Annotated in this window: 17 protein-coding genes; 11 read left to right on the top strand and 6 right to left on the bottom strand. The window is 43.7% G+C overall.

Going from position 1 to position 21,774, the window contains the following annotated elements; genetic code table 11:
• Nucleotides 1-10: 10 nt before the first annotated feature.
• Both cbiD and PN466_RS10525 read right to left on the bottom strand, forming a co-directional pair.
• A complete protein-coding gene (gene cbiD / locus PN466_RS10530) occupies nucleotides 11-1,135 on the bottom strand; it encodes a cobalt-precorrin-5B (C(1))-methyltransferase CbiD (protein WP_271939450.1) in 1,125 nt (374 codons plus the stop codon).
• An 831-nt stretch (nucleotides 1,136-1,966) separates the two neighbouring features.
• Nucleotides 1,967-4,024: a DUF6077 domain-containing protein gene (locus PN466_RS10525; RefSeq protein WP_271939448.1), complete on the bottom strand. Its 2,058-nt coding sequence runs from the start codon at nucleotides 4,022-4,024 to the stop codon at nucleotides 1,967-1,969.
• A gap of 130 nt (nucleotides 4,025-4,154) precedes the next feature.
• Here PN466_RS10525 and PN466_RS10520 point away from each other — a divergent pair, with 130 nt between their 5' ends.
• Entirely contained in the window at nucleotides 4,155-4,661 is a 507-nt protein-coding gene (locus PN466_RS10520) for a hypothetical protein (RefSeq protein WP_271939447.1), read from the top strand.
• A gap of 216 nt (nucleotides 4,662-4,877) precedes the next feature.
• Here the strand turns inward: PN466_RS10520 and PN466_RS10515 are convergent, their stop codons facing one another.
• Nucleotides 4,878-6,758 carry a mechanosensitive ion channel domain-containing protein gene (locus PN466_RS10515; protein WP_271939446.1) on the bottom strand — a complete coding sequence of 627 codons (1,881 nt, stop codon included), beginning with the start codon at nucleotides 6,756-6,758 and terminating at the stop codon, nucleotides 4,878-4,880.
• Nucleotides 6,755-7,315: an FHA domain-containing protein gene (locus tag PN466_RS10510; protein WP_271939443.1), complete on the bottom strand. Its 561-nt coding sequence runs from the start codon at nucleotides 7,313-7,315 to the stop codon at nucleotides 6,755-6,757. Before PN466_RS10510 ends, PN466_RS10515 begins: the two co-directional genes overlap by 4 nt.
• Before the next feature lie 218 nt (nucleotides 7,316-7,533).
• On the opposite strand from PN466_RS10510, the gene PN466_RS10505 reads away from it, so the two are divergent.
• The 8 genes from PN466_RS10505 (at nucleotide 7,534) to PN466_RS10470 (ending at nucleotide 17,927) form a co-directional block, all read left to right on the top strand.
• Complete coding sequence (locus PN466_RS10505; protein WP_271939442.1) at nucleotides 7,534-8,016, top strand: type II toxin-antitoxin system VapC family toxin; 483 nt, start codon at nucleotides 7,534-7,536, stop codon at nucleotides 8,014-8,016.
• The gene (locus PN466_RS10500; RefSeq protein WP_271939440.1) at nucleotides 8,003-8,194 is read left to right on the top strand and encodes a hypothetical protein; all 192 of its coding nucleotides are present in this window, start codon (nucleotides 8,003-8,005) and stop codon (nucleotides 8,192-8,194) included. Before PN466_RS10505 ends, PN466_RS10500 begins: the two co-directional genes overlap by 14 nt.
• 70 nt (nucleotides 8,195-8,264) lie before the next feature.
• Entirely contained in the window at nucleotides 8,265-9,014 is a 750-nt protein-coding gene (gene phnC, locus PN466_RS10495) for a phosphonate ABC transporter ATP-binding protein (protein ID WP_271939439.1), read from the top strand.
• 129 nt (nucleotides 9,015-9,143) lie between these two features.
• Nucleotides 9,144-12,638: a PAS domain S-box protein gene (locus PN466_RS10490; protein WP_271939437.1), complete on the top strand. Its 3,495-nt coding sequence runs from the start codon at nucleotides 9,144-9,146 to the stop codon at nucleotides 12,636-12,638.
• Between the two features lie 103 nt (nucleotides 12,639-12,741).
• Nucleotides 12,742-14,244, top strand: coding sequence for an adenylate/guanylate cyclase domain-containing protein (locus tag PN466_RS10485; protein WP_271939435.1), 1,503 nt, complete (start codon nucleotides 12,742-12,744; stop codon nucleotides 14,242-14,244).
• Nucleotides 14,241-15,104, top strand: coding sequence for a DMT family transporter (locus tag PN466_RS10480; RefSeq protein ID WP_271939433.1), 864 nt, complete (start codon nucleotides 14,241-14,243; stop codon nucleotides 15,102-15,104). The genes PN466_RS10485 and PN466_RS10480 overlap by 4 nt, the downstream gene beginning before the upstream one ends.
• A 76-nt stretch (nucleotides 15,105-15,180) precedes the next feature.
• The gene (gene glyS / locus PN466_RS10475; protein WP_271939431.1) at nucleotides 15,181-17,319 is read left to right on the top strand and encodes a glycine--tRNA ligase subunit beta; all 2,139 of its coding nucleotides are present in this window, start codon (nucleotides 15,181-15,183) and stop codon (nucleotides 17,317-17,319) included.
• Nucleotides 17,320-17,477: 158 nt separating this feature from the next.
• Entirely contained in the window at nucleotides 17,478-17,927 is a 450-nt protein-coding gene (locus PN466_RS10470) for a hypothetical protein (RefSeq protein ID WP_271939428.1), read from the top strand.
• Between the two features lie 260 nt (nucleotides 17,928-18,187).
• Here PN466_RS10470 and PN466_RS10465 read toward each other — a convergent pair whose 3' ends face one another.
• Nucleotides 18,188-18,427 carry a CopG family transcriptional regulator gene (locus tag PN466_RS10465; RefSeq protein ID WP_271939426.1) on the bottom strand — a complete coding sequence of 80 codons (240 nt, stop codon included), beginning with the start codon at nucleotides 18,425-18,427 and terminating at the stop codon, nucleotides 18,188-18,190.
• 351 nt (nucleotides 18,428-18,778) lie between these two features.
• Nucleotides 18,779-19,471 carry a class I SAM-dependent methyltransferase gene (locus tag PN466_RS10460; protein WP_271939423.1) on the bottom strand — a complete coding sequence of 231 codons (693 nt, stop codon included), beginning with the start codon at nucleotides 19,469-19,471 and terminating at the stop codon, nucleotides 18,779-18,781.
• 120 nt (nucleotides 19,472-19,591) lie between these two features.
• Here PN466_RS10460 and PN466_RS10455 point away from each other — a divergent pair, with 120 nt between their 5' ends.
• On the top strand, nucleotides 19,592-20,713 hold the full coding sequence (locus PN466_RS10455) for a WD40 repeat domain-containing protein (RefSeq protein ID WP_271939421.1): 1,122 nt from the start codon (nucleotides 19,592-19,594) through the stop codon (nucleotides 20,711-20,713).
• A gap of 279 nt (nucleotides 20,714-20,992) precedes the next feature.
• On the top strand, nucleotides 20,993-21,757 hold the full coding sequence (locus PN466_RS10450; RefSeq protein WP_278003053.1) for a HEAT repeat domain-containing protein: 765 nt from the start codon (nucleotides 20,993-20,995) through the stop codon (nucleotides 21,755-21,757).
• The last annotated feature ends 17 nt before the right edge of the window (nucleotides 21,758-21,774 follow it).

Genomic DNA, 21,774 nt, shown 5'->3' with positions numbered 1-21,774 from the left:
TTTTAGGGTATCACAAGAGCGAACCTCTGATGTTTATATTTTCGCATGAGTGAAGAATAATCTGGCGATCGCCATCAAAGAGAACGGAGCGAACGGTTACCTGTTGCTGGGTTTGCTTATAGATATAGGCCTGAGATCGGAGATCGATTTGGGTCACGATTTCCCCATAAACTCGCTCGACCCAGTTTTCCCCTGATTCCTGTTCCCACTGACGCAGTTGCTCTAAGCCTTCTTGTACGGTTTTAGCACTCAATAGAGCGTGTAATTTGTCTCCTGGCAGACCTACCTTTGCCCCATAAGCCGTTAAAATTTCTAAGCGGCCATCAGCTAGATCATGGTGCGTATGGAAAATCCCGCCCGCTAACTTAATTAATTTGCCATGATAGCCCCATAAAATAATCTCCTTAACCTGTTGCGCTCCCGCTTCTGCTAACATGGGGCCTAACCAATTGGCTGTTTTGACGATTTGTTGGGGATCGATACCCTTTTGTTGAGCTAAGGCTAAACCATTTTCACCTAAGCAGAAAAATAGGAGATCGTGTTGCTGCGCTTTTTCCTGTAAAATTTGCCGAAATTGGCTTAACTGTTCCGGGGAACTTAAGGGTTGAGAAATACCTGTCGTTCCCAATAAAGATAATCCTTCCACTATTCCAAAGGCTTCTAGAGAGGTACGTTTGGCTAAATTCCGTCCTTCCGGAAGAACTAAAGTAACGCGAATGCTTTGATTGGGGGATAATTGCGATTTAAGATTGCGATCGAGTAGTTGCCGAGCATAGCCATAAATGGCTGCTTTTCCTTCATGATCCACCTGTTTCCCAATTCCTTCTCCCCCTTCAATTTCAATCCGATTCTCAGATTCTGATGCTGTCGTGGATAAAGTTTCGACTAACGCCCAAACGGGAGTATAACGGGTCAAATCCAGATTATCACCCGGGTCACTATGACTGATCCCCAAGGCCATTCCAGGTCGAATTCTGGAGACTTCGGCGATCGCGACATTGACCCTTTCGGCAGGATCGATTAAATCTAGAGATACACTTTCGATCTCTTGTGTCCCATTTAAACAATTCAATGCCGCCACCGCTGAAGCGGCCGCAAAGACAGGTAAGGTATATCCAGGGCGAGGTGAACTCAAATCTTTACATTATCTATGGGGCAAAACTAACAAGCAGGGAGGGATTTGAACCCCAGTCTACCATTAGCAGGTGCTAGTTTAACATTTGTACGTTTCTCAATGGGGATCGGAAAAACTTAGAACTAAACAGCCCGGCAAACCCCATGGTCAGTGTTATAGTCGTTTTAAGTTAATTTGAAGTAGGGAAGCGAGCGCTGGTTTGACGACTTGCAGTGGCTCACCGAGAAAAATTCAAATTTTTAAGAGGGCGAAGACGGGATTTGAACCACCGTCCGTTCTATGCTTAACGCTAACTGAACAGCTAGAACCCTTACCTCGCAAACATTCAGTGTCTTGAAATCAAAAATATGTTGAATGTGTGTTGATGAATATCTATCTCTTATATATTCTACTATTTAGCCTCCTTGTCACCCCTTGAGATTCTTTCCACAGCTCACGGGAAATTGGGTGATACCATTTCTCCATGATATTGCGCTTAATAAAGCCTTTCAGACAATTGCCTCAATAGAAATTATTAGTTGCAAACTTAAAGAAAAATGGCATGAATCCCACAGCTATAGCAGAAAAGGAGTTGGTTAGGACAGTTAGGTGATGGTTTAAGGCACTCTAGCAACAGGCACGAATCGCAATAGAAAATGTCCTAACTCTCCCTTTCTCTGCTATAGGTTGTGGAAGCGAGTTTAAAACTTGCCCCTTTCTCCTACTACCAGCTCTGTGATTGATGTTATTCTGGCTGTAGCCCTGGACTTAATTAATCCGAAATATTTAAGAAATTAGTTTGCTTATTGTTGCTATTGTACTTTATGATAGCTCGAAGCATAGCATACATAATTATAAAATCCAAAGAGCATAATGATCGATGATGGTTACCTGAAAACCTAATGAGGAGAGAAGAGCATTAATTTCGGGTTCCCAGGGATTACTCAGGGGGACAATGGCTGCTTTTATGGAGAGTTGAGGAATAGAAGATTGTAAAACTTGGGGAGCGTTTGAGGGACGATTTACGCCACTAATATATTGGGATAAAATACGGCGCTGTTGTGCTTCTGATTCAGGGAAAAAGTTGGTGACGTTTAGATAGCTTTCGGTGACAACAATGGGATATAGGGGAGTTCGAGGGACAATCATCCATCGGGCTAGTTCATCTCCAGCGACTTCTTCACCTACAGGAGAAGCGGGAGCTAAGACATAGCTTCCAGGGGGCACTTTAGCTTGAATGCGGTTAATGAGATCGAGCCGTTCTTGGGGGAGTTTGGGTTGGGGAGGAAAGCGGTATTGAATAAGGTTAAAGTCGATTTGGGGAGAGTAGGGGTTAGGGGAAAGGGCGGTGGAAAGAACAATTAGAGCGGTGGAGACGAAGGCATAAAATGTGATTTTAGCTTGCTTTTGATAGTAGGAAAAGGAAGAGAATATGAGAGGAAAACTGAGTAAAATTCCAAGAAGAAGATGGCGAGGAATGACCCACCATAAGCGGCGAAACGTGGGAACTCCGGTGAGGTTAACTGCCCAAAATTCTTGCAGGAAGGGATTCATAAATAGGAGCATAAAGATGAGGATTGTCCCTAGAAGAAATCGGCGCAGGTTGAGATCGGTTAAAACTGCCCAACTGGCTAAAGTAGCTACCCAAAAAAAGTATCCTCCCATGCCGTGTTTGAGGTGTAGCACGAAGTCGTTATTGATAATAGCTTCAAAGTTGAGATTGCTCATGTTGGGGGAGGAGGTTTTGACTTGGGTGATGAAGAGGAGGGCGATCGCCAACGGATAAGCACCAGTCGTTAAAACAGATACCGCTCTCCAGGTGGCTTTCCTAGTAGGATTCCAATATCCGCAAGTGGTGAGAAATACTGTCAGAGGAGCGGCATAGAGAGCGGTAGAGCTACAGCCGACGGCGGCAATATTAGCCAAGGTGAGAATCATCCATTTCCAAGCACTAGGTGCAGTTAGATACCGGAGAGTATAGACAATAATCAGGGGGACGAGGATGGCAACAAAAAGAGGTTTTCCCTGTTGCAACCGCGCTAGAGAGAAATTTCCTAACCCGGCAGCCGTGGTTAAAATTACTAATAAAAAAGTGGTAACAGTGGTGACACTTAACCAGTGACGAGGGACGATCGCCCGGAAAAAGAGAGCAGAGGCAAAAACAACTAGGGGTGCGATCGCTAAGGGTTGCCAGAAGTTACGAACCCAGAGATGGGAAATGCCGGTTATTTGGCTGATGACTGCGGCTAAAAGTTCGATTGAATGCACCCGATAGACGGGTAATAGTAGGGGAACATTGGGCACACCATGCATCGTGTCTTGTACCATCAGGGGGCGATCGGGATGATCTAGAGCGGCTACCATCAGGTTTAGATAAAAGGCATCATCCCCATGGGTACGATGGATGATTGCTGTAGCGATAATAGCGAGAGCGCCTAATCCGAGCAGCCATTCCCAGGGGACAATTTTAGGTGATTTTAAGACCAAATTTTCTGGAGATTTGCGGAGCAGTTGCCCGTAGGAAATGGCTAATCCCAACGTGGCTAGACTCCAAAACAGGACAAAATTATCCGTAATTCCATAAATGATGACTAGGATTACTGCTATACCCAAAGGAAGCGCTAAATCTTTTCCAAGCTGCTGTTTAGGACGTTCTGGGCTGTCTTTTGCTAGGGAGGATGAGTCAGGAATAACAGTATGAAAACTGAGGAAAAAACCGACAATGGCTAAAATAAGGGCGATCGCGGAAAATGGTAATAGAGTCTCAAATGTCGCTTGACGCAACACCATGGTATTACACAACAGCGTCCATACCCCAATCAGCCAAACCCAAGATAAACAGGACACTTCAACGATTAATCCTGCCCATCCTTGGCTCTCCTTCATCTGGGTGAAATTGGTAAAATTCATAGCAATCCTAAAACGGTTAATCCAGCCAAACCTAATGGATTATACAGGGATCTACCGTTGACAGCTAGAGCAAGTCCTAAATATAATCTTAATCGTATGAAATTATTTTAGATCTAAAGGAGTAAAACAATTGAGTAACGAAGATACTTTACTAAAAATGGCCTCTTCTTGGGCGCTCAAAGAACAGTGGGGATGGTCTGTGAATAGGGACTTGACTGATGAAGAGGGATTAGATTTATTAAAAGCCCTTTTAGTTTGTAGTAAAGGTGATGGTGTCATCAGCGAAGCAGAGCGTGAGTGGGCCCTTGGATTGGGAGCTTGTCGCAAACTTTCTATGTCTGTAATTGAAGCAGGAAGAGCGTACAATGGTGATGAAAATATTGCCGATATTTTGTCCCGTAGTCCCATAGTTGCAAAAGCAAAAAAAGCTTCCCTCTATTGGGCGATAAAAGCTTGCTCGGCTGATGGAGAATACAATGAAGAAGAAAAAGTAGCTATTCGGAAGATGGCTGCTTTGATGGAGGTTTCAGAGAAGGCTGTGGATGAAATTGAGGGAATCATTGTCGAAGAGCAAACGCTGCGGGAAAGGAGGAATGCTTTAGTTTATGATGGCAAACCATTATTGGAAAATTCTTAGAATTGTATTGTATAGAAATTTTTTCTTCTATGGAGTACAGCTTGAAAGCTAGACTCCAAGCAATACAATCGATTGCCTATTGACTAGTGCTTCGCGCTCTCTTGAATTTTAAGAATTCCTCTATCAATCAGGATAGAGTAAGTTGAAAATTTATAAGTTATGACTGACTCTATTTTGGGGGCTGAGTATCACTTCGTTTTAGCCAAGCTACAACCTTCAATCAGCATAAAAGCGGTAAAAGTCATAACTATCTTGAAAAGGGATATCTTGAAAAGCGTGATGAATGATTTGGCGATCGCACAACACCTGCCCTAACTCCACCGCTTGTACTTGTTTCAGCTTCAGTTCTCTCATCCACCAATCTACCGCTTCGGCAGCTACAAACACACCCGGATAGAAATTCCCCCGATACCATCGATCCTTGATTTCTACACCTTCTTCCTCTTGCATTCTTTGCACTAGATACTCCAATGCTGTATCGGTTAACTCTAAGGGGGCACTATTCTCGAGTTGGGGATTTTCTTTGCCTTTTTGCAACTGCTCTACAACTCGGTCTAAATGGGTCGATCGCAAACGTAAATCCCGTTGAGGATAAGGAATCTCCATTTTATAGTAGCGCAGTGCTCTCTCTAAGCGAAAATAGAGGTCACTTTTAAGATTAAACTGTTGGCGCGGTTCCCTCATCCACACCAATAACTCAAAATCCAAAGAACTCTCCCCAAACCCCTTAAATAAAACATGGGGAGGAGGTTCAACCATCACATCTGGATGTAATTTAGCCGTATTCAGCAGGACAGAGCGTACCTGTTCTGGGTCACAATCATAGGAGACTCCCACCGGTAAGCGCAACCGCGACACGGGGTTACCATGGCTCCAGTTAATCACCTCGGTTTCCAAAAACCGGGAATTGGGCACAATGATGGACACCCGATCCAAGGTTAAAATCTGGGTACTACGAGCGCCTACCTGTTCCACCGTTCCCATTAAGTTGGCGACTTCTACAAAATCTCCCACTTGTACATGGCGCTCGAAGGTAATAATCAAACCGCTAATCAAATTATTGGCGATATTTTGCAGTCCAAACCCAATCCCTACCCCCAACACACTGGCGATAATCGTGAGGGAGCTAACATTCAATCCCCAAATTTGTAAAATAATGAGTAAGCCCAAAAACATGAGTAGGGATTGCACCAACACCCCTAACACATCTTGCACGGCGCGATCGGTATCCGTAAAGGCTAGGACACGGTTGCGGAAGAGCCGAGTGAGAGATCGCACCCCAAACCATAATCCCACCGTCAAGGCAATCAATGTCAGCAGATCCAGCAGAGAATAACTATTCTCATTCAGGATAAAAACTGGGTCAGTTAAACTCTGGAAAACGAGATCGAAGAGCCAATAGCGCGATCGCCGCAACCAGGGAAACAGATCCGTGAGATAATAGCCCACTGCATACCATAATCCCAACAACAGCCCCAACCTGCCTAATTTCATTAACCGATGCAGTAATTGATCCGGGATTTGCAAGTGCCTAAACTGACAGCTCTCGGAGTCGATCAACACTCTGAAGTAATGCTCTGACAACTCCACCCCCTTATTCACCCCCACATGAAGGCCAATCGCCACCAAAAGCACTCCCAACATCACAAATACCGCTTCTCGCAGATACTTAGCCGTACGCTCGTACTGAGCTGTTTCAATTCCGCTTAAAATCCAAGCTGCATAGCGTCGTGCTTGGGCTTCTGTCGTTCGCTCTCCCCGCACATCCACAGGAGTCACGGTTAACAAATAAGTATCATTAAAACTTAAAGTCGATTGCTCATTATTCCGATCGATCGAGTATTTTGGCAGAGGTAAACCGTACTTTAAATGGGTTTGCAGCAATTGTTCAAGCTTCGTATTAATCACCTCTGCTCTCTCAGAAGCGGGAAAGCCCACAATCCCCCTAATTTCAAATAAAACCTTACCATCCATTTCCACCGTTGCCCGTTGTTCGATGGGGCTAAACGGAGAGCGTCCCCAACTGGGGTAAGCCACTAGAGTGAACCAACACACCAACAGGCTAATCAGTATCCAGCGCCATCTCAACTGAATCATCTGTGCAATTCCAGACTTACCGCTTCTTCTACCGTAGGTCTAGAGGGTCTAGACTTCTCTAACAACCAACTCATCAGGGCCCAAGTTCCCACTGCCATACAACCTGCCATCAGTGCGCCGACCATACTAATGATCCAGGACTGAGACCACCAAGGCGTTGATGGAACTGGAGTTTGAGAATTCAGTGTAGATCGCCGGGCAGTTTCCGGTTCAGTCGCTTGCGGATCGGTCTGATTGACCAACGTTAATGTGATGGGATAGGGGCCAATTTCGATCCGGTCTTGACTCTGAAGGGGTAAGGTTCCTTGCTGTAAGAGATGATTATGTAATCGAGTCCCATTAACACTATGGTCAGTTAATAGGATCTGCTTGCCTTCGAGGGTAATTAAGGCATGGAACCGAGAGACTTTCTTATGGTTGAGGACGACGGGGGTAACCATCTTATTCTCCACGGTTTTGGGCATTGCGTCCTCCTCTCGACCGAAGGCAACAGGTAAGGGAAATACGGAGTCTTGGCGATCGCCCGTTTCCGGATCTTGCCAAGTTAACTGAATCAAAAACGGCTCCTCAGACATAGGGAAAGGGCAAACATGGTTGTTTATAACCTATAGTTTTAGCGTTGAATTGACAACGATGCGCGCTCATAAAGGCAAAAAATAGGCAAGCTCTTACTGCCTATTGCTTAGGACGAAGTTCTAGATAGCGATCTCCTTACCCAATTCTGCATACAGGGAAATATTGGGATATCATAGGTGATTAGCACCCAACTAATATTATGCCTAGTGTTTACCTTGAAACCTCAGTTATTAGCCACCTTACGACACGCCCTAGTCGTGACCTTATTATTGCTGGGCATCAACAAATCACTAGCGAGTGGTGGATAACTGAACGTCCTAAATTTGAGATTTATATTTCAGAACTCGTTATTCAAGAAGCTCGTAGGGGAGACTCTAATGCTGCACAAGAAAGATTAGACTTACTGGAACCCCTAGCTGCTTTAAAAAATTCTCCTCTTGCCCTACAACTGTCTGAACTCTTTTTACAGAAAGCGGCTATTCCCCAAACAGCAGCAGCCGATTCTCTGCATATTGCGATCGGTGCGATCAATGGGATAGATTATTTACTCACTTGGAATTGCAAACATATTGCCAATGCCATAACCCGAAAAAAGATTGAACAAATCTGTCGTGAAAGGGGTTATGAACCCTCAGTTATTTGTACCCCTGAAGAATTAATGGAGGATAATGATGAAACGTGACCCCATTGTGGAAGAAGTCCGTCAAGCACGAAGGGCGTATATGGAGGAGTGCAATAACGATCTACAAACTCTATATGAGGATCTTAAACGTCAGGAAGAACAGAGTCAAAGAACGTACTATTCTTTTGAGCCAAAACCCTCTCCATTCAAACTTACAGGAATTTCTTCTAGCCAGTAGTAGGCTGGCAAGTTGAAGAATGATTAATTATTGAATGGTTAATGGTTAAAGTGTTGATGGGAGGACTCAGTTGCTTAAAGTTGAAGGACTGACCAAAATTTATTCTGGAAATCAAATGGCCTTAGATGAGGTCAGTTTTACTCTGGTTCCTCACCAGTTTACCGCCGTGCTGGGGTTGAGTGGAGCCGGAAAAACGACCTTGATGCGGTCTATTCTACAACTGATGCCTGTCGATCGCGGTCGAATTTGGTTTGGAAATCAAGAGCTAACCAACACTTCACCCAAGGAATTACAAAAAATTCGCGCTCAGATCGCCTTAGTTGCCCAACAGTTTAATTTAGTCCGTCGTCGCAGTGCCTTAGAAAATTGTTTGGGAGGACGGTTGCGGGAGGTATCCCTATGGCAATGTTTGAGCGGACAGTTGCCGCGATCGCTATTACTCGAAGGAATGGCTGCCCTAGAGCGGGTTAAACTGATGGATATAGCCTTTCAACGAGCCGATTGCCTATCGGGAGGACAACAGCAACGGGTGGCGATCGCCCGCGCTCTAACACAAAATGCTCAGTTAATCTTAGCAGATGAACCAGTAGCCAGTCTCGATCCGCAGACTTCCCATCGTATCTTACAGATTTTGCGATCGCTCTGCGAGCAAGAAGGATTAACCGTTTTATGTAATTTACATCAAGTGGACTTAGCCCAAACCTATAGCGATCGGATTTTGGGGCTACAAGCTGGCAAATTAGTCTTAGATGTAGCCACCGATCAACTCACTCCAGAGCAATTAAGTTATCTTTATACTGATATGCCCAGACTCACTTAAAGAAATACCGATTTGCATTTATCATAAGTATCAATCCGACTCAGCCCAGGCAGGTTGTCTATTCAAACACCCTAGAAATCACTCTGATCTGGCTTAAGCGTCTTGTTGTTTTCTTGGGAGTTTGCAAATATGCTTCATCCCCTTCCATCTTCACCGACTAGACTGATTATCGCCCATCCCCAACCGGAATCTTTAGCGTGGCTCTCTACCTTTCTACTGGAACAAGGGTATCATCTCGAATGGGCTACCGCTCCTTCCCAAGTGATTCCCTTACTTGATGCGGTAGATCCGAGTTTGATCTTTGTAGAAGTGAGTATCCCCAGCTTTCTCGCCCTAGAACTCTGTGAGTCCCTTCACACCGATCCGAGTTATAAAAATATACCTATTTTTGCCCTGAATTCCTCCGGTACTTCCGTGGATAGAATTGCCTTTTTTGAAGCTGGAGTTAAGGATTATCTGGTGTGCCCCCTCAGCTTAATCGAACTGCGCGTTAAAGTTGAGAGTTATATTCAATACAACAAAAAAGACAAAGAACACCTCGCTTTATGGCGATCGCTCCAGAAAAAAGACTATATTATTGAACAACTAGAAGCCAGTTGGGTCTTATCAGAAGAACGATTTCATAAAATCTTCTTTTCTAGTCCAAGTTTGCTGTTTTTGATGAGCTACGATCGGGGCACAATATTAGAAATAAATGAACACTTCATGGCATATACTGGCTACGATAGGGCGGAGGTGATTGGAGAAAAAATATCTAATTTGAAGTCCTTTTTATTCTCTGAAGATTGGGATTCTTTAGTTCAGAGACTTGAACAACAACAAGAACTGTCTAATATTGAAATCATCTTCAATAACAAGGACAATCAACAAAGAATTGGCTTGATCTCAGTCCAAATTATTAAACTGGGCGGCCAAAAATATTTGTTATTTAACATTAATGACATTACTGAATTAACACACTCTAAACAATTATTACAAAACTCCGAAAATCAGCTTTTAGCAATGTTTAGGGAGATGGATGAAGCGATTATGGTCTTTAACTATGAAGGGGAATGTATTAAAATTGCTCCCACTCGCTCTCCAATCAGCTTGTACCACCAAAAACAAAAATTACCTCAAAAAACTGAATATCTTATTCCCTCTCAAATTGCTGAATTTAAAAAGTATTGGACACGGTATGTCATCGATCGCAGAACAACCATAGAAAGCCTTGAATACTGTTGGCCAATTGAAGGACAAGAACATTGGTTTATGTCCACGATTTCTCCTTTAAACCAAGATACAGCTATTTGGGTTTCCCGTGAAATTACCCATCGAAAAGAGACGGAAAGAAAACTCGGGTTATTGGAAAGAGCGATCGCCGCCAGCACCAATGGTATTACTATTAGTGACTCCACTAAACCCGGAAATCCGATCATCTACGTCAATTCCGGATTTGAAAAACTAACTGGTTATACAAAAGCTGAAATTCTTGGTCGAACTTGTACCATTTTGCAAGGAGACGATCGGGATCAATCCGGATTAACGATTTTAAGAAAAGCTCTAAAAGAGAAAAAAGCTTGCCGAATCACTCTCAAAAATCACCGCAAAGATGGCACAGTTTTCTGGAATGATCTCTCCTTATCCCCCATTTTCAACGAACAACAAGAACTCATCTATTATATCGGTGTGCAAACCGATGTTACCGAACTACAGTTGGCTAAAGATACCCTCAATCAACAATATCATTTGTTGGAACAAGAAATAGAAGAGCGCAAACGAATTGAGTCTGCACTGCGGAAAAGTGAAACGAAGTATCGTCAATTGGTGGATTCGGCGAACAGTATCATATTACAAGTTGATTGTAAAGGAAATGTTGTGTTTTTCAACGAATTCGCCCAACGTTTTTTTGGGTATACAGAAGCAGAAATTATCGGTCAAAATGTTAAAGGTACAATTGTGCCAAACCAAGATATAGAGGGCAACACTCTACACTCCATAATCGATCATATTTTAGAGAACACAGACCAGTATGTTACCTATGAAAACGAAAATCAACTCAAGAATGGCGATCGCGTCTGGATTGAATGGACGAATCGCTTACTCTATAATGAATCTGGAGACATAACGGGACTACTCAGTGTAGGCATGGATGCCACAGCCCGGAAACAGACTCAACTGGCCCTACAAAGTGCCAAACAAGCAGCAGAAATTGCCAATCAAACCAAAAGTCAATTTATTGCTCGTATGAGTCATGAATTACGCACTCCTCTGAATGCAATCTTAGGATTTACCCAAATTCTGAGGCGAGAATCTCTTGTTAGTTCTGAACACCAGGAATATTTGCAAATTATCAATCGCAGTGGAGAGCATTTATTAGACCTGATTAATGATATTCTGTCCCTATCTAAAATTGAAGCCGGTAAAATTGGTCTCGAAGAAAGCTACTTCAATTTAAATCGTTTATTCGATGAAGTGCAGGATATTTTAAAACTCAAAGCTGACCAGAAAGGCATTCTGGTATCAACCACTATTAATCCCAACGTTCCGGATTGGGTGATTGCGGATCAGAGAAAACTGCGGCAAATTTTGATCAATTTATTATCCAATAGCGTAAAATTCACCCATCAAGGAGAAGTGAAACTTCGGGTTTTTCCTGCACCTCAGAATAATCAGCTTCCGATCCAAGACTATATCTGGGAAATCCAAGATACGGGTGAAGGAATAGACTCACAGGAATTACCCTTATTATTTGAACCCTTTATGCAAACCAGCTCCGGGGTGAAATCTGGACAAGGGACGGGGTTAGGTTTGACTATTTGTAAACAACTGCTTCAACTAATGGGAGGGGATATTCATATCTCTTCCCAGGTGGGTGTGGGAACCTTAGTCAGAGTCCGACTGCCCTTACGAACCGTCCATCCGGAAGAAATTCCAGAGCAGAGAGTGGAAAAACAGGCGATCGCCTTAGCACCGAACCAACCCATCTACCGGATTTTAGTGGTTGATGACCATTGGGAAAATCGGCGACTGTTATTAAAACAACTCCAGCTTCTAGGATTTGAGCTGCATGAAGCCGAACATGGAGAACAAGCCTTAGACTTATGGAGAAGTTGGTCCCCCGATCTGATCTGGATGGATCTACGAATGCCAGTGATGGATGGGTATCAAGCCACTCGCTTGATTCGGATGCAAGAACAAAACACCGGCCGAGCTGCCATTCCGATTTTAGCCCTCACAGCCAGCGCTTTGGAAGAAGACCAAATCTTGATCGAAGAGGCTGGATGTAACGAATTGGTTTATAAACCCGTTACCCAAGCCGTTTTATTAGACAAAATGAGTCATTATTTAAGTATAGAGTACGTCTATGAAACCAGTGACGATCGGGAAATGATTGCACACCCGGTTGATCGGACAGAAGCACTATTAAATGGAACGCAGTTAATGAAGATGCCCATGGATTGGCTTAATCAGTTACATCAAGCTGCCACTCAAGCCGATGAAGAGTTTATTCAAAAACTATTGCAAGAGATTCCAGAGGCTGAGTCCGACTTAAGGGAGGCGATCGCCGATTTACTCCACCATTACCGCCTAGATCGGATTCTCGATGCTACCCTAGAGGCAATCAAGGGTTCGGCGTATTGAACTGAGGATCGATCCAAATGTTATAACGGGGAAGAGGCGATCGAGGCTCAGAAAGTTCGACTATTTTGTTCACGCCCCCCATTTTTCTTTGGGATTTCCGATAATGCAAGACCATACTGTTTTACCCTTGTCTAAGGATATTTTAGTCGTCGATGATAACCCGAATAATATTCGATTTTTATCCCATATCCTCACTCAACAAGGGTATCGTGTCCGCAAAGCTATTAATGGCGAATTAGCACTCAATGCTGTACGCCATTCTCAACCGGATTTAATCTTGCTTGATATTATGATGCCAGATATCAATGGTTACGAACTGTGTGAAAAGATTAAATCCCATCCAGAATATCGAGCAATTCCTGTTATTTTTGTCAGTGCATTAGGGAGCGATTTAGATAAAACCAGAGCCTTTCAAGTAGGAGGGAACGACTATATCACCAAACCGCTTCAAGTCACCGAAGTTCTCTCAAAAATCAACATTCAACTGAGCTTGCTTAACCTTCAAGAATTGCTCACACAGGAAGCTCAAGCTCGCCAAAAAGCGGAAGAAAACTATCGCAGTATTTTTGAAAATGCTATTGATGGTATGTTTCAAACCACTCCAGAGGGGCAATTTGTGAAAGCGAATTTAGCTCTCGCTAAACTCTATGGATATGATTCTCCAGAGGACTTAATTGATACAATTCCCAATATTAATGAAAATTTTTATGTCCGTCCTCAACGGCGAGATGAGTTTTTAGCCTATATGGAAATTTATGATTTTGTTGAGGAATTTGAATCAGAAGTCTATTGTAAGAACGGGGATAAAATTTGGATTTCTGAGAGTGTCCGTAAAGTCAAAGGCGAGAATGGCGATCTACTGTACTTTGAAGGAACAGTTCGCAATGTCACCGAAAAAAGGAAGATCGAAGAAGAATTAAGAAAACAAAGAAGAATATCAGAAAAATTACTTTTAAATATCCTTCCTCAATATATTGCGGAGAAGCTCAAAAAAAATCGCCATACTATTGCGGATTACTTGCCTGAAGTCACTGTTTTATTTGCCGACTTAGTTGGCTTTACAGAACTTTCGGCCAAAATAGATCCGACTGAATTAGTGGATTTATTAAATGAAATATTTTCTGAATTTGATAAAATAACCCAGCATTATGGACTAGAAAAAATAAAGACGATTGGCGATTCCTATATGGTGGTTGGAGGCTTGCCTGTTTACCAGAATATACAAGAGGAAAAATCTATTAAAAGAGTTGCAAATCTGGCTTTAGATATGCAGGAAATCATCAAAGACTTTAATCGTCCTTGTGTCCTAGAAAATCGGTTGGAACTGTGCAATGGTCAACCCTTTCAACTGCGAATTGGGATCAATACGGGGCCGGTAGTTGCTGGGGTTATCGGAGTGAGTAAATTGCAATTGGATTTGTGGGGAGATACGGTTAATGTAGCGTCTCGGATGGAATCTCAAGGTTTACCCGGTAAGATTCAAGTGACTCAAGCCACCTACGATCAATTACAAGATACATTTATTTTAGAAAAACGAGGCTCATTTACGGTGAAAGGACGAGGAAGAATGACGACTTATTGGCTATTGAGTGAGCGGGAAAGATGAGGACTCAATCTCGCTGGGTCGGCTGGTGCTGGGCATCTATTTGTATCTTGCTTTGGGGTTCGGCTTTTCCGGGAGTTCGTTATGTGGTACAAACGATTCATCCCCTCAATTTCGTGGCGTTTAGATTTTTGATTGCTTCTTTGGGACTAGCAGTGTTTGCTATGGTTTCTGGAAAAATTCGTCGCCCCCATTCGTCCGATTTACCCCGATTATTACTTCAAGGATGTTTAGGGGTTTCTTTCTATCATTTACTCTTATCTTGGGGACAGACGGTGGTTCCCGCAGGTACGGCCAGCATTTTAAATGCTTCTAGTCCCTGTATAGCAGCGATTCTTGCCGCTACGATTCTCAAGGAATCCTTACCGCTTCAAGGGTGGTTAGGAATGGCTTTGGGGTTAGGGGGGATGGTGTTAATTGTTCTGGGGAAAGGACAAGATTTGACTTTTGCTCTATCCTCTGGGCTGATTTTAATGGCAGCGTTTTCCCAAAGCTTCTATTTTATCCTTCAGCGACCGTTTTTTGAGCGCTATTCTCCTTTAGAATTAGCCAGTTATACGGTCTGGTTGGGGACGTTGCCGATTCTGTTCTTTGTTCGATTTCCGGATACGCTAAACGTGGGTTTAGTGGTGGGTTATTTGGGAATTTTTCCAGGCGCGATCGCCTATATCGCTTGGACGTATACCTTAGCACACTTATCCACGGCCCAAGCTTCTAGCTTCCTCTATTTAGTGCCGATTATCGCTACCGCAATCGGTTGGCTGGTTTTGGGAGAACCCTTAACTCTGACTGTGGCGATCGCAGGTGCTATGATTCTGATGGGTGTATTTTGGGTTAATCAGAGCCAGAACAAGGTAAACTGAGAACTTCAGCGATAAAGATGGTTTTCCCATTACCCATTACCCATTACCCATTACCCATTACCGCGCGAAGCGCTATATGTCTACATTCCTCTTAGAAGTTGGTACAGAAGAACTCCCTGCTGATTTTATCGCTAGTGCTATCGGTCAGTGGCGATCGCTCATTGCCCAAAGTTTAGCAAACGACCTGCTGACACCCACCAGTATCGAGGTCTATGGGACTCCCCGTCGTCTCTGTGTCCTGATTGAGGGATTACCTCTGCAACAACCTGACCGAGAAGCAGAGATTAAAGGCCCTCCCGCTAAAGCTGCATTTAAGGACGGGAAGCCAACCAAGGCCGCAGAAGGATTTGCTAAAAAGCAAGGGGTAAAGGTAGAGGATTTCGAGATTCGACCGACGGAAAAGGGTGATTTTGTCTTTATTCGCAAACAAATTCCTGGCTGCGTAGTTCCCCAATTGTTGACTGCATGGGTTCCCCGATGGATTTCTGGATTAGAAGGAAGACGGTTTATGCGTTGGGGAGATGGTCAGATTCGCTTTCCCCGTCCCATTCGCTGGTTAGTGGCCCTGTTCGATCGGGAGGTACTGCCGATTATACTCGAAAATGGTTCAACTCCAATTTTTGGCGATCGCCTCTCCTACGGCCATCGCGTCCTCCATCCTCAACCGGTGAGTCTAGAGCAAGCATCGGACTATTTGGAGGCCATGGAGTCGATTTTTATTCAAGTTGATCCCCAAAAGCGGGAAGAAATCATTAAAGCTCAAGTTGAAGCGTGCGCGGAAAAATTAGGCGGATATGCACGAATTTCCCCGAATTTACTGGCAGAAGTGACCCATTTAGTCGAGTATCCGACCGCAGTGACGGGTCAGTTTGATGATGAATTTCTCGAACTCCCCACGGAAGTGACGACGATGGAAATGGAGTCCCATCAACGCTATTTTCCCGTATTTAAATCGGCAGAATCTGGGGAATTGTTGCCCTATTTTATTACGGTTTCTAATGGTGACCCCGCCAAGTCAGACTTGATTGCTCAGGGAAATGGGCGGGTGATTCGCGCTAGGCTGGCTGATGGTCAGTTTTTCTATCAAGCGGATTTAGCGAAACCCTTGGAAAGTTATGTCGAGAAGCTCGAAACGGTTACATTTCAGGAAAAATTAGGCTCTGTTCGAGATAAAGTGGAGCGTATTCGTACTTGCGTTAAGGTTTTGGCCGAGCAACTCCAGTTAAGCAGTGAAGAGCGGGAATTATGCGATCGCGCGGCCCTATTATGTAAAGCAGATTTAGTCACGCAAATGGTGTACGAGTTCCCCGAATTGCAGGGAGTCATGGGAGAAAAGTATGCCCTTTGCAGTGGAGAACCGGAAGCCATCGCTACGGGGATTGTGGAGCATTATCTACCCAAAGGTGCTGGGGATAGTTTACCGCAAACTCTGGTCGGTCAAGTGGTCGGAATGGGCGATCGTCTGGACACTTTAATTAGTATCTTTAGTTTAGGCATGATTCCCAGTGGCTCATCCGATCCCTTCGCCCTCAGACGCGCAGCCAATGCCATTATTAGTATTACCTGGGAGGCTCACTTACCCCTGGATCTGCATCAACTCCTCGTCGATAGTGTAGCGTCCTGCTGGCCCAATAGCGACCTTCTCAATTTAGTCCCCACCTTAGAAGACTTCTTCTTGCAACGCATCCGTACCCAACTCCAGGAAGACAAAGGCATTGATTACGATCTCGTCAATGCCATTTTAGGGGAAGATGACCCCGAATATGCCAGTCGCTCCTTAGCCGATCTGCTAGACTTGCTCAAACGCGCCCTATTTTTGCAAGAAATCCGCACATCTGGACAGTTAGACGAAATTTACGCCACCGTCAACCGTTCCGCTCGGTTAGCAGTTAAGGGAAGTTTGGACAAAGAACAACTCGATCCCGTGGGAGTCGTCAAACCCGACTTATTCGAGCAAGCGTCAGAACAAGCGTTTTACGATGCCATGGTAAAAATTGTTCCCCAAACCCAACGCTGTCAAGAAACCCGCAACTATCAAGATTTGGTCAATGCTTTAGCGGAAATTGCCCCTACCGTCAGTCGCTTTTTCGATGGCGAAGATAGTGTCCTGGTGATGGCAGAAGATGAAAATATACAAACTAATCGGTTGAATTTACTGGGAATTCTGCGGAATTATGCGCGGGTATTGGCGGATTTTGGGGCGATCGTCAATTAACCTCCCAAGAGTGTCAAGAAAACCGGTTTCTAGTCCCTAGCGGTGGGGTCGGGTTCAGGGAATTAATCCTTGTGTATCCTAAATTTGGGAGAACCCGCTCCTACACTATGTTTTTTCTATTGGAAGAGATATTCCGACTCTAAATGAATAATTTAAGAATGGAATTTACCTTACATGAATTGGAAGACGAAATTGATGGATTGAGCCGAGGGCACATGACTATTAAGGGTGAATATGGTATACATTCGTCAATGAACCAAACTCCCGATCAGTCAATGATGATTTTTCTAGCTATTTCTGAATTGTTAGATGGAATTCGTTATTTGGTTAATAATCCAACAAGGGAAAAGTATAAATTTATAGGAATGGATTGTTCTTTCAGTTTTACAGTAAAGAAAAAGAAAGACCAAATATTAATAATTAGGAAAAGTGATGAAATAATATCAAAAACTGATCGAAGTAATTTCATTCAAATATTTTTTGAAGAAGTACAAAAATTTGTAAATAAATATGAAAGCGCTCTTGTCAAAGGTGAAATGGCAGGCGATTCGCTTTCTGTTTCAATAAATGATTTTGAGGATAGTTTTTATGATATTATTAATTTATAGTTGAATGGGATCGCGTTTGGATTTTAGAGTAGTATAATTGGTGCAAACGCGCCGTTTTTTCCGAGTAGGAATTCCTGAGAGGGTGAAATTGGCTAAAATGCGATTTGGGTAGGTAGCCCCACATCGAGTATAGCCTAGCCCGTGGGAATAAACCGGATTTCTACCCAAGTTGAGGACACCAACAAAAAGATACGCGAGAAACCTGGTTTCTGGGATTTGGGGGGGCAGGTTCAGATTATTCCATATCTTCCTAATTTTTCTCAAATCAACTCATCCCCAGGGATGGGTTCTGCGTTAGGAACTCTATCTAAGATTTGGTCAAAGTGGCTATAATCAGCTTGTTTTGCATAAGTCTCCAGCAAGTGAACTCTCTTCTGCGCTTCTATTTTCTCAGTTATGGCACTTAAGAGCCAGCGATCGAGGGAAACTTGTTTTTCTTCAGCCAAACGTTGAATTTCAGTCAATAATTCATCGGGTAACTTTAGAGAATAAGTATTCATTCGCCAACTTTCTCCTGTAATTTGAGAGACTGAACTAAACTTCCCGGTTTTACCACTTGAATTCCAAATAATTGGGCAGCAGGCAAAAAATCCTGAAGTTCTGTAGATTTTAATCTCGCTTCAAGACTTCAGTATACTCTAAAAATAAGGCTTCAGAAACGGCTGGTATAACCCATCGTTGACAAATGGCTTTAAGGAGAATAAACTAGTTCCTCTACGCGATCGCAATCCAGCAACCCAAATATTGGTATCAAAGACGTACATCATTCTATCGCCATGGGACTCACTCCAGGATATGGACTTTTTCTCTATTCTGACATAGAGGCGATCGCCATCTTTTCCTAGTATCTCCTACTCTATACTAGGCTTATACCCTCCGTATACGGAGAAATTGTAGTATTTCCAAATCACATCAATGTCCACAAAACCTATCTCTCGCAGCCACTCTACTTGACTCATGAGGGGGGAGGGATGATCTTCATCATAATGTTGAGGAATCCACTTTTCCTCGATTTCCTCTAGGGAAACTTGTCGCAGCATATACTCTCGCCATTGTTCCATATAACGCTCTTGCAGACGCGAATTAGAAGCTAATACCACATCAGCATTAAAAAAAAGACCGCCGGGAGCCAGCGAAGCATAAATTTGCTTGTAAAACTTTATTTTGTCACTATCATTAACCAGATGATGTAAGGCAAGTGAAGAAACAGCTACATCATAAACTGCATCAAATTCATACTCTTCAAAATTAGCCAGTTGATATCGTATATCTTCACCCTTACCGAGTTTAGTTTGGGCAATTTGCAACATTTTCTCGGCAATATCAACACAAGTAATCTGAGCGTGAGGATAAGTGTTTTTAATTCGTTTGGCGATCGTCCCTGTTCCACATCCAAGATCGACAACCCGAATTACCTGAGATGGACTAAAGGGAATTGCAGCCACGATCGCATCAAGCATTTGTTCGTAGTAAGGAATGAGACGACGTATAATCCCATCAAATTCTTGAGCTTCGCTTTCAAAATGTTGCTTGACGTTTTCCATCACTCGTTCTTCAATCTAGGTAAGAGATAGTAGCTAATATAATGTAACATCTAATCTAATGAGAGTGAATGGGTTCACCAACCGATCTCGCTAGATTGCCCTGTATCCAGAAGCAGCAAAATGTCAGAATCCTTTTCAGCAGATTGTCCTACCTCTCACTACTCATCATTCCAGCAGTTGCACACCCTAGAGGGGGGCGCTGTATACCAAGATATACTCTGGGCTTTTCCCTTCGCACTCACCCCTGATTCTCAACGATTAATCACCGTAGAGCTGCATAAGACGCTGAAAATTTGGGATTTCCAACAGGGATTACTTCAGGTATTTCTAGGCGATCGCCAAACATTGAGCCATGCACAATTTCTTCACTTAAGTCCTGATGGTAAGCGGTGTTACATCCTCTATCACGAGCGTCCGAATAGATATGAGAAACGATATTATATTGAAGTCAAAGATATCAGTACAGGAGAAATATTCAATACTATTGAGAGTAAACAAGACTGGATAGACTCCATTGTAGTGAGTCCAGATGAAAAACTCTTAACCCTCAGCAATCCTAGAAAAGGTTTTGAAGTTTGGGATCTACAAGCCAAGCACAAACTCTATTTTCAGCCCATTCCACCATCTCGATACTTGCGTCATTTTACCCTTCAATTTAGCCTGGATGGTCAACTCTTACTCTACAATGTGGATGGAAAAACCCAAATTTACAAGAGTTATAGTGGCACTCAACTTTACAGCATTCTCTGGGAAGACGGGGGGAACTATCGGCCGATCCATATCTGTGCAGATCGGACAACGGCTATAGGACTCGATTACCGTGGATTTATTCAACAATGGGAGCTAACGACGGGTGGTCTAATCCAACGTTGGCAATTACCCAATCCAGAGGTGTCTAAGGCAAGTTTCTTTAGTTCTGATGGTGTCGTGTTGTGTGGTGTTTTCAAAACCGGTGAAATCAAAATCTGGAACTGGAAAACGGGTGAGTTGCTCAACACCTTATACTGTCCAACCTATCACCAGCGAGGCTATCAATACTACTCGATTCAAACAGTTCAATTTACTCGCGATAACCAATTTATGCTCACCAGTGGTACAGATTACACGATCCGCATTTGGGGCAATACCCAATATCAATCCTGCAACCCCCCATTTCGGTATGACCAGGATATGCACCAAAGACGTAGCGATCGCGAACAGCGGTTACTTGAAAATCTCTTTAGAGGAGCATTTAATGATTAAAGTAGAAATCGCACGTAGCCCTATAAAGCTCGTCCACCCATGGGGCGTATTGAGCAGCCAACTGTTACCATAGAGAAAAATTCTTTGCTTATCCCCTAACATCTCCACAGTTTTCTTGCCATCAACCCAACTATCTTTGAGATTCAACTGAGGCACGCTAAAATCAGGATGTAAAGCAACTAAATGACACTATATACAAAGGATTCAAGGAAAGCATAAAACCGGATTGTCCCTATTCCCTGTTGAGTCTGACCCCCAAGATTGAGTACACTGCAAGTTATGCAAATCAATGATAACGACCAATCTGTACTCAACGACAACGTTGACTTGAGTAGTCCCCTGGATAACCTAGGGCCCATCGAAGGTACTCCAGAGAGCGCCCCCCCTCCCGATCCAGAGGAAATTTTGCCTTTGCTAGAATCCCCAGTCACCCAAGAGCGGATGTTAGCAGCGAGGGTATTTTGTGAAATCCAAGACCATCGAGCGATTCCCCATTTAATTCGTCTATTGGGCGATCGCTGTCCTTTGGTGCGCGTCAGTGCAGCCTATGCTCTGGGCCGGAATCCCTCCTCAGAGGCGATCGAACCCATGATAGACCAACTACAGCGGGATTGGAACGGCTATGTCCGCAAGGGATTAGTCTGGTCTTTAGGCAATAATCGCGATCGCCGCAGTTTAAACCCTCTCATTGACTCCCTGCGTACTGATATTCCAGCCGTGCGTCTCTGGGCTGCTAGTGCTTTAGCCCAAATGGCCCAAGTTAGTTATGAAGCGATCATTAGCACGATTCCTCCCCTAATTCAAGGCCTGCGCCGAGACCCTATTCCCGCTATTCGCAGTAACTGTGCCTGGTCGTTAGGCCAATTAGCCCGCGAATTGCCCTCGAATGTGGTCTATGCTGGGGCGATCGATGGTCTGATTGAATCTTTTGTAGAAGATGAAGATCTAGGGGTACGCGAAGATGCGCGATCGGCTCTGCTGAAAGTCGGAGACCCCAGAGCCTTACAACTGATTGAAGAGTTAGAACAAGAAGGATGGTTTTAATTGGGGTTGAGGAAACA

The sequence above is a fragment of the Roseofilum reptotaenium CS-1145 genome (assembly GCF_028330985.1).
Lineage (GTDB): Bacteria > Cyanobacteriota > Cyanobacteriia > Cyanobacteriales > Desertifilaceae > Roseofilum > Roseofilum reptotaenium.
Note: the sequence above shows the minus strand (reverse complement) of the source record. Positions and strands in the feature narration are given on the sequence as shown.

Excerpts from the sequence above, each read along its gene's own strand:
- PN466_RS10525 (WP_271939448.1), bottom strand. The coding sequence starts at position 4,024 with ATGAATTTTACCAATTTCACCCAGATGAAGGAGAGCCAAGGATGGGCA.
- PN466_RS10515 (WP_271939446.1), bottom strand. The coding sequence starts at position 6,758 with ATGATTCAGTTGAGATGGCGCTGGATACTGATTAGCCTGTTGGTGTGT.
- PN466_RS10505 (WP_271939442.1), top strand. The coding sequence starts at position 7,534 with ATGCCTAGTGTTTACCTTGAAACCTCAGTTATTAGCCACCTTACGACA.
- PN466_RS10500 (WP_271939440.1), top strand. The coding sequence starts at position 8,003 with ATGATGAAACGTGACCCCATTGTGGAAGAAGTCCGTCAAGCACGAAGG.
- PN466_RS10490 (WP_271939437.1), top strand. The coding sequence starts at position 9,144 with ATGCTTCATCCCCTTCCATCTTCACCGACTAGACTGATTATCGCCCAT.
- PN466_RS10485 (WP_271939435.1), top strand. The coding sequence starts at position 12,742 with ATGCAAGACCATACTGTTTTACCCTTGTCTAAGGATATTTTAGTCGTC.
- PN466_RS10480 (WP_271939433.1), top strand. The coding sequence starts at position 14,241 with ATGAGGACTCAATCTCGCTGGGTCGGCTGGTGCTGGGCATCTATTTGT.
- glyS (WP_271939431.1), top strand. The coding sequence starts at position 15,181 with ATGTCTACATTCCTCTTAGAAGTTGGTACAGAAGAACTCCCTGCTGAT.
- PN466_RS10470 (WP_271939428.1), top strand. The coding sequence starts at position 17,478 with ATGGAATTTACCTTACATGAATTGGAAGACGAAATTGATGGATTGAGC.
- PN466_RS10465 (WP_271939426.1), bottom strand. The coding sequence starts at position 18,427 with ATGAATACTTATTCTCTAAAGTTACCCGATGAATTATTGACTGAAATT.
- PN466_RS10460 (WP_271939423.1), bottom strand. The coding sequence starts at position 19,471 with ATGGAAAACGTCAAGCAACATTTTGAAAGCGAAGCTCAAGAATTTGAT.
- PN466_RS10455 (WP_271939421.1), top strand. The coding sequence starts at position 19,592 with ATGTCAGAATCCTTTTCAGCAGATTGTCCTACCTCTCACTACTCATCA.
- PN466_RS10450 (WP_278003053.1), top strand. The coding sequence starts at position 20,993 with ATGCAAATCAATGATAACGACCAATCTGTACTCAACGACAACGTTGAC.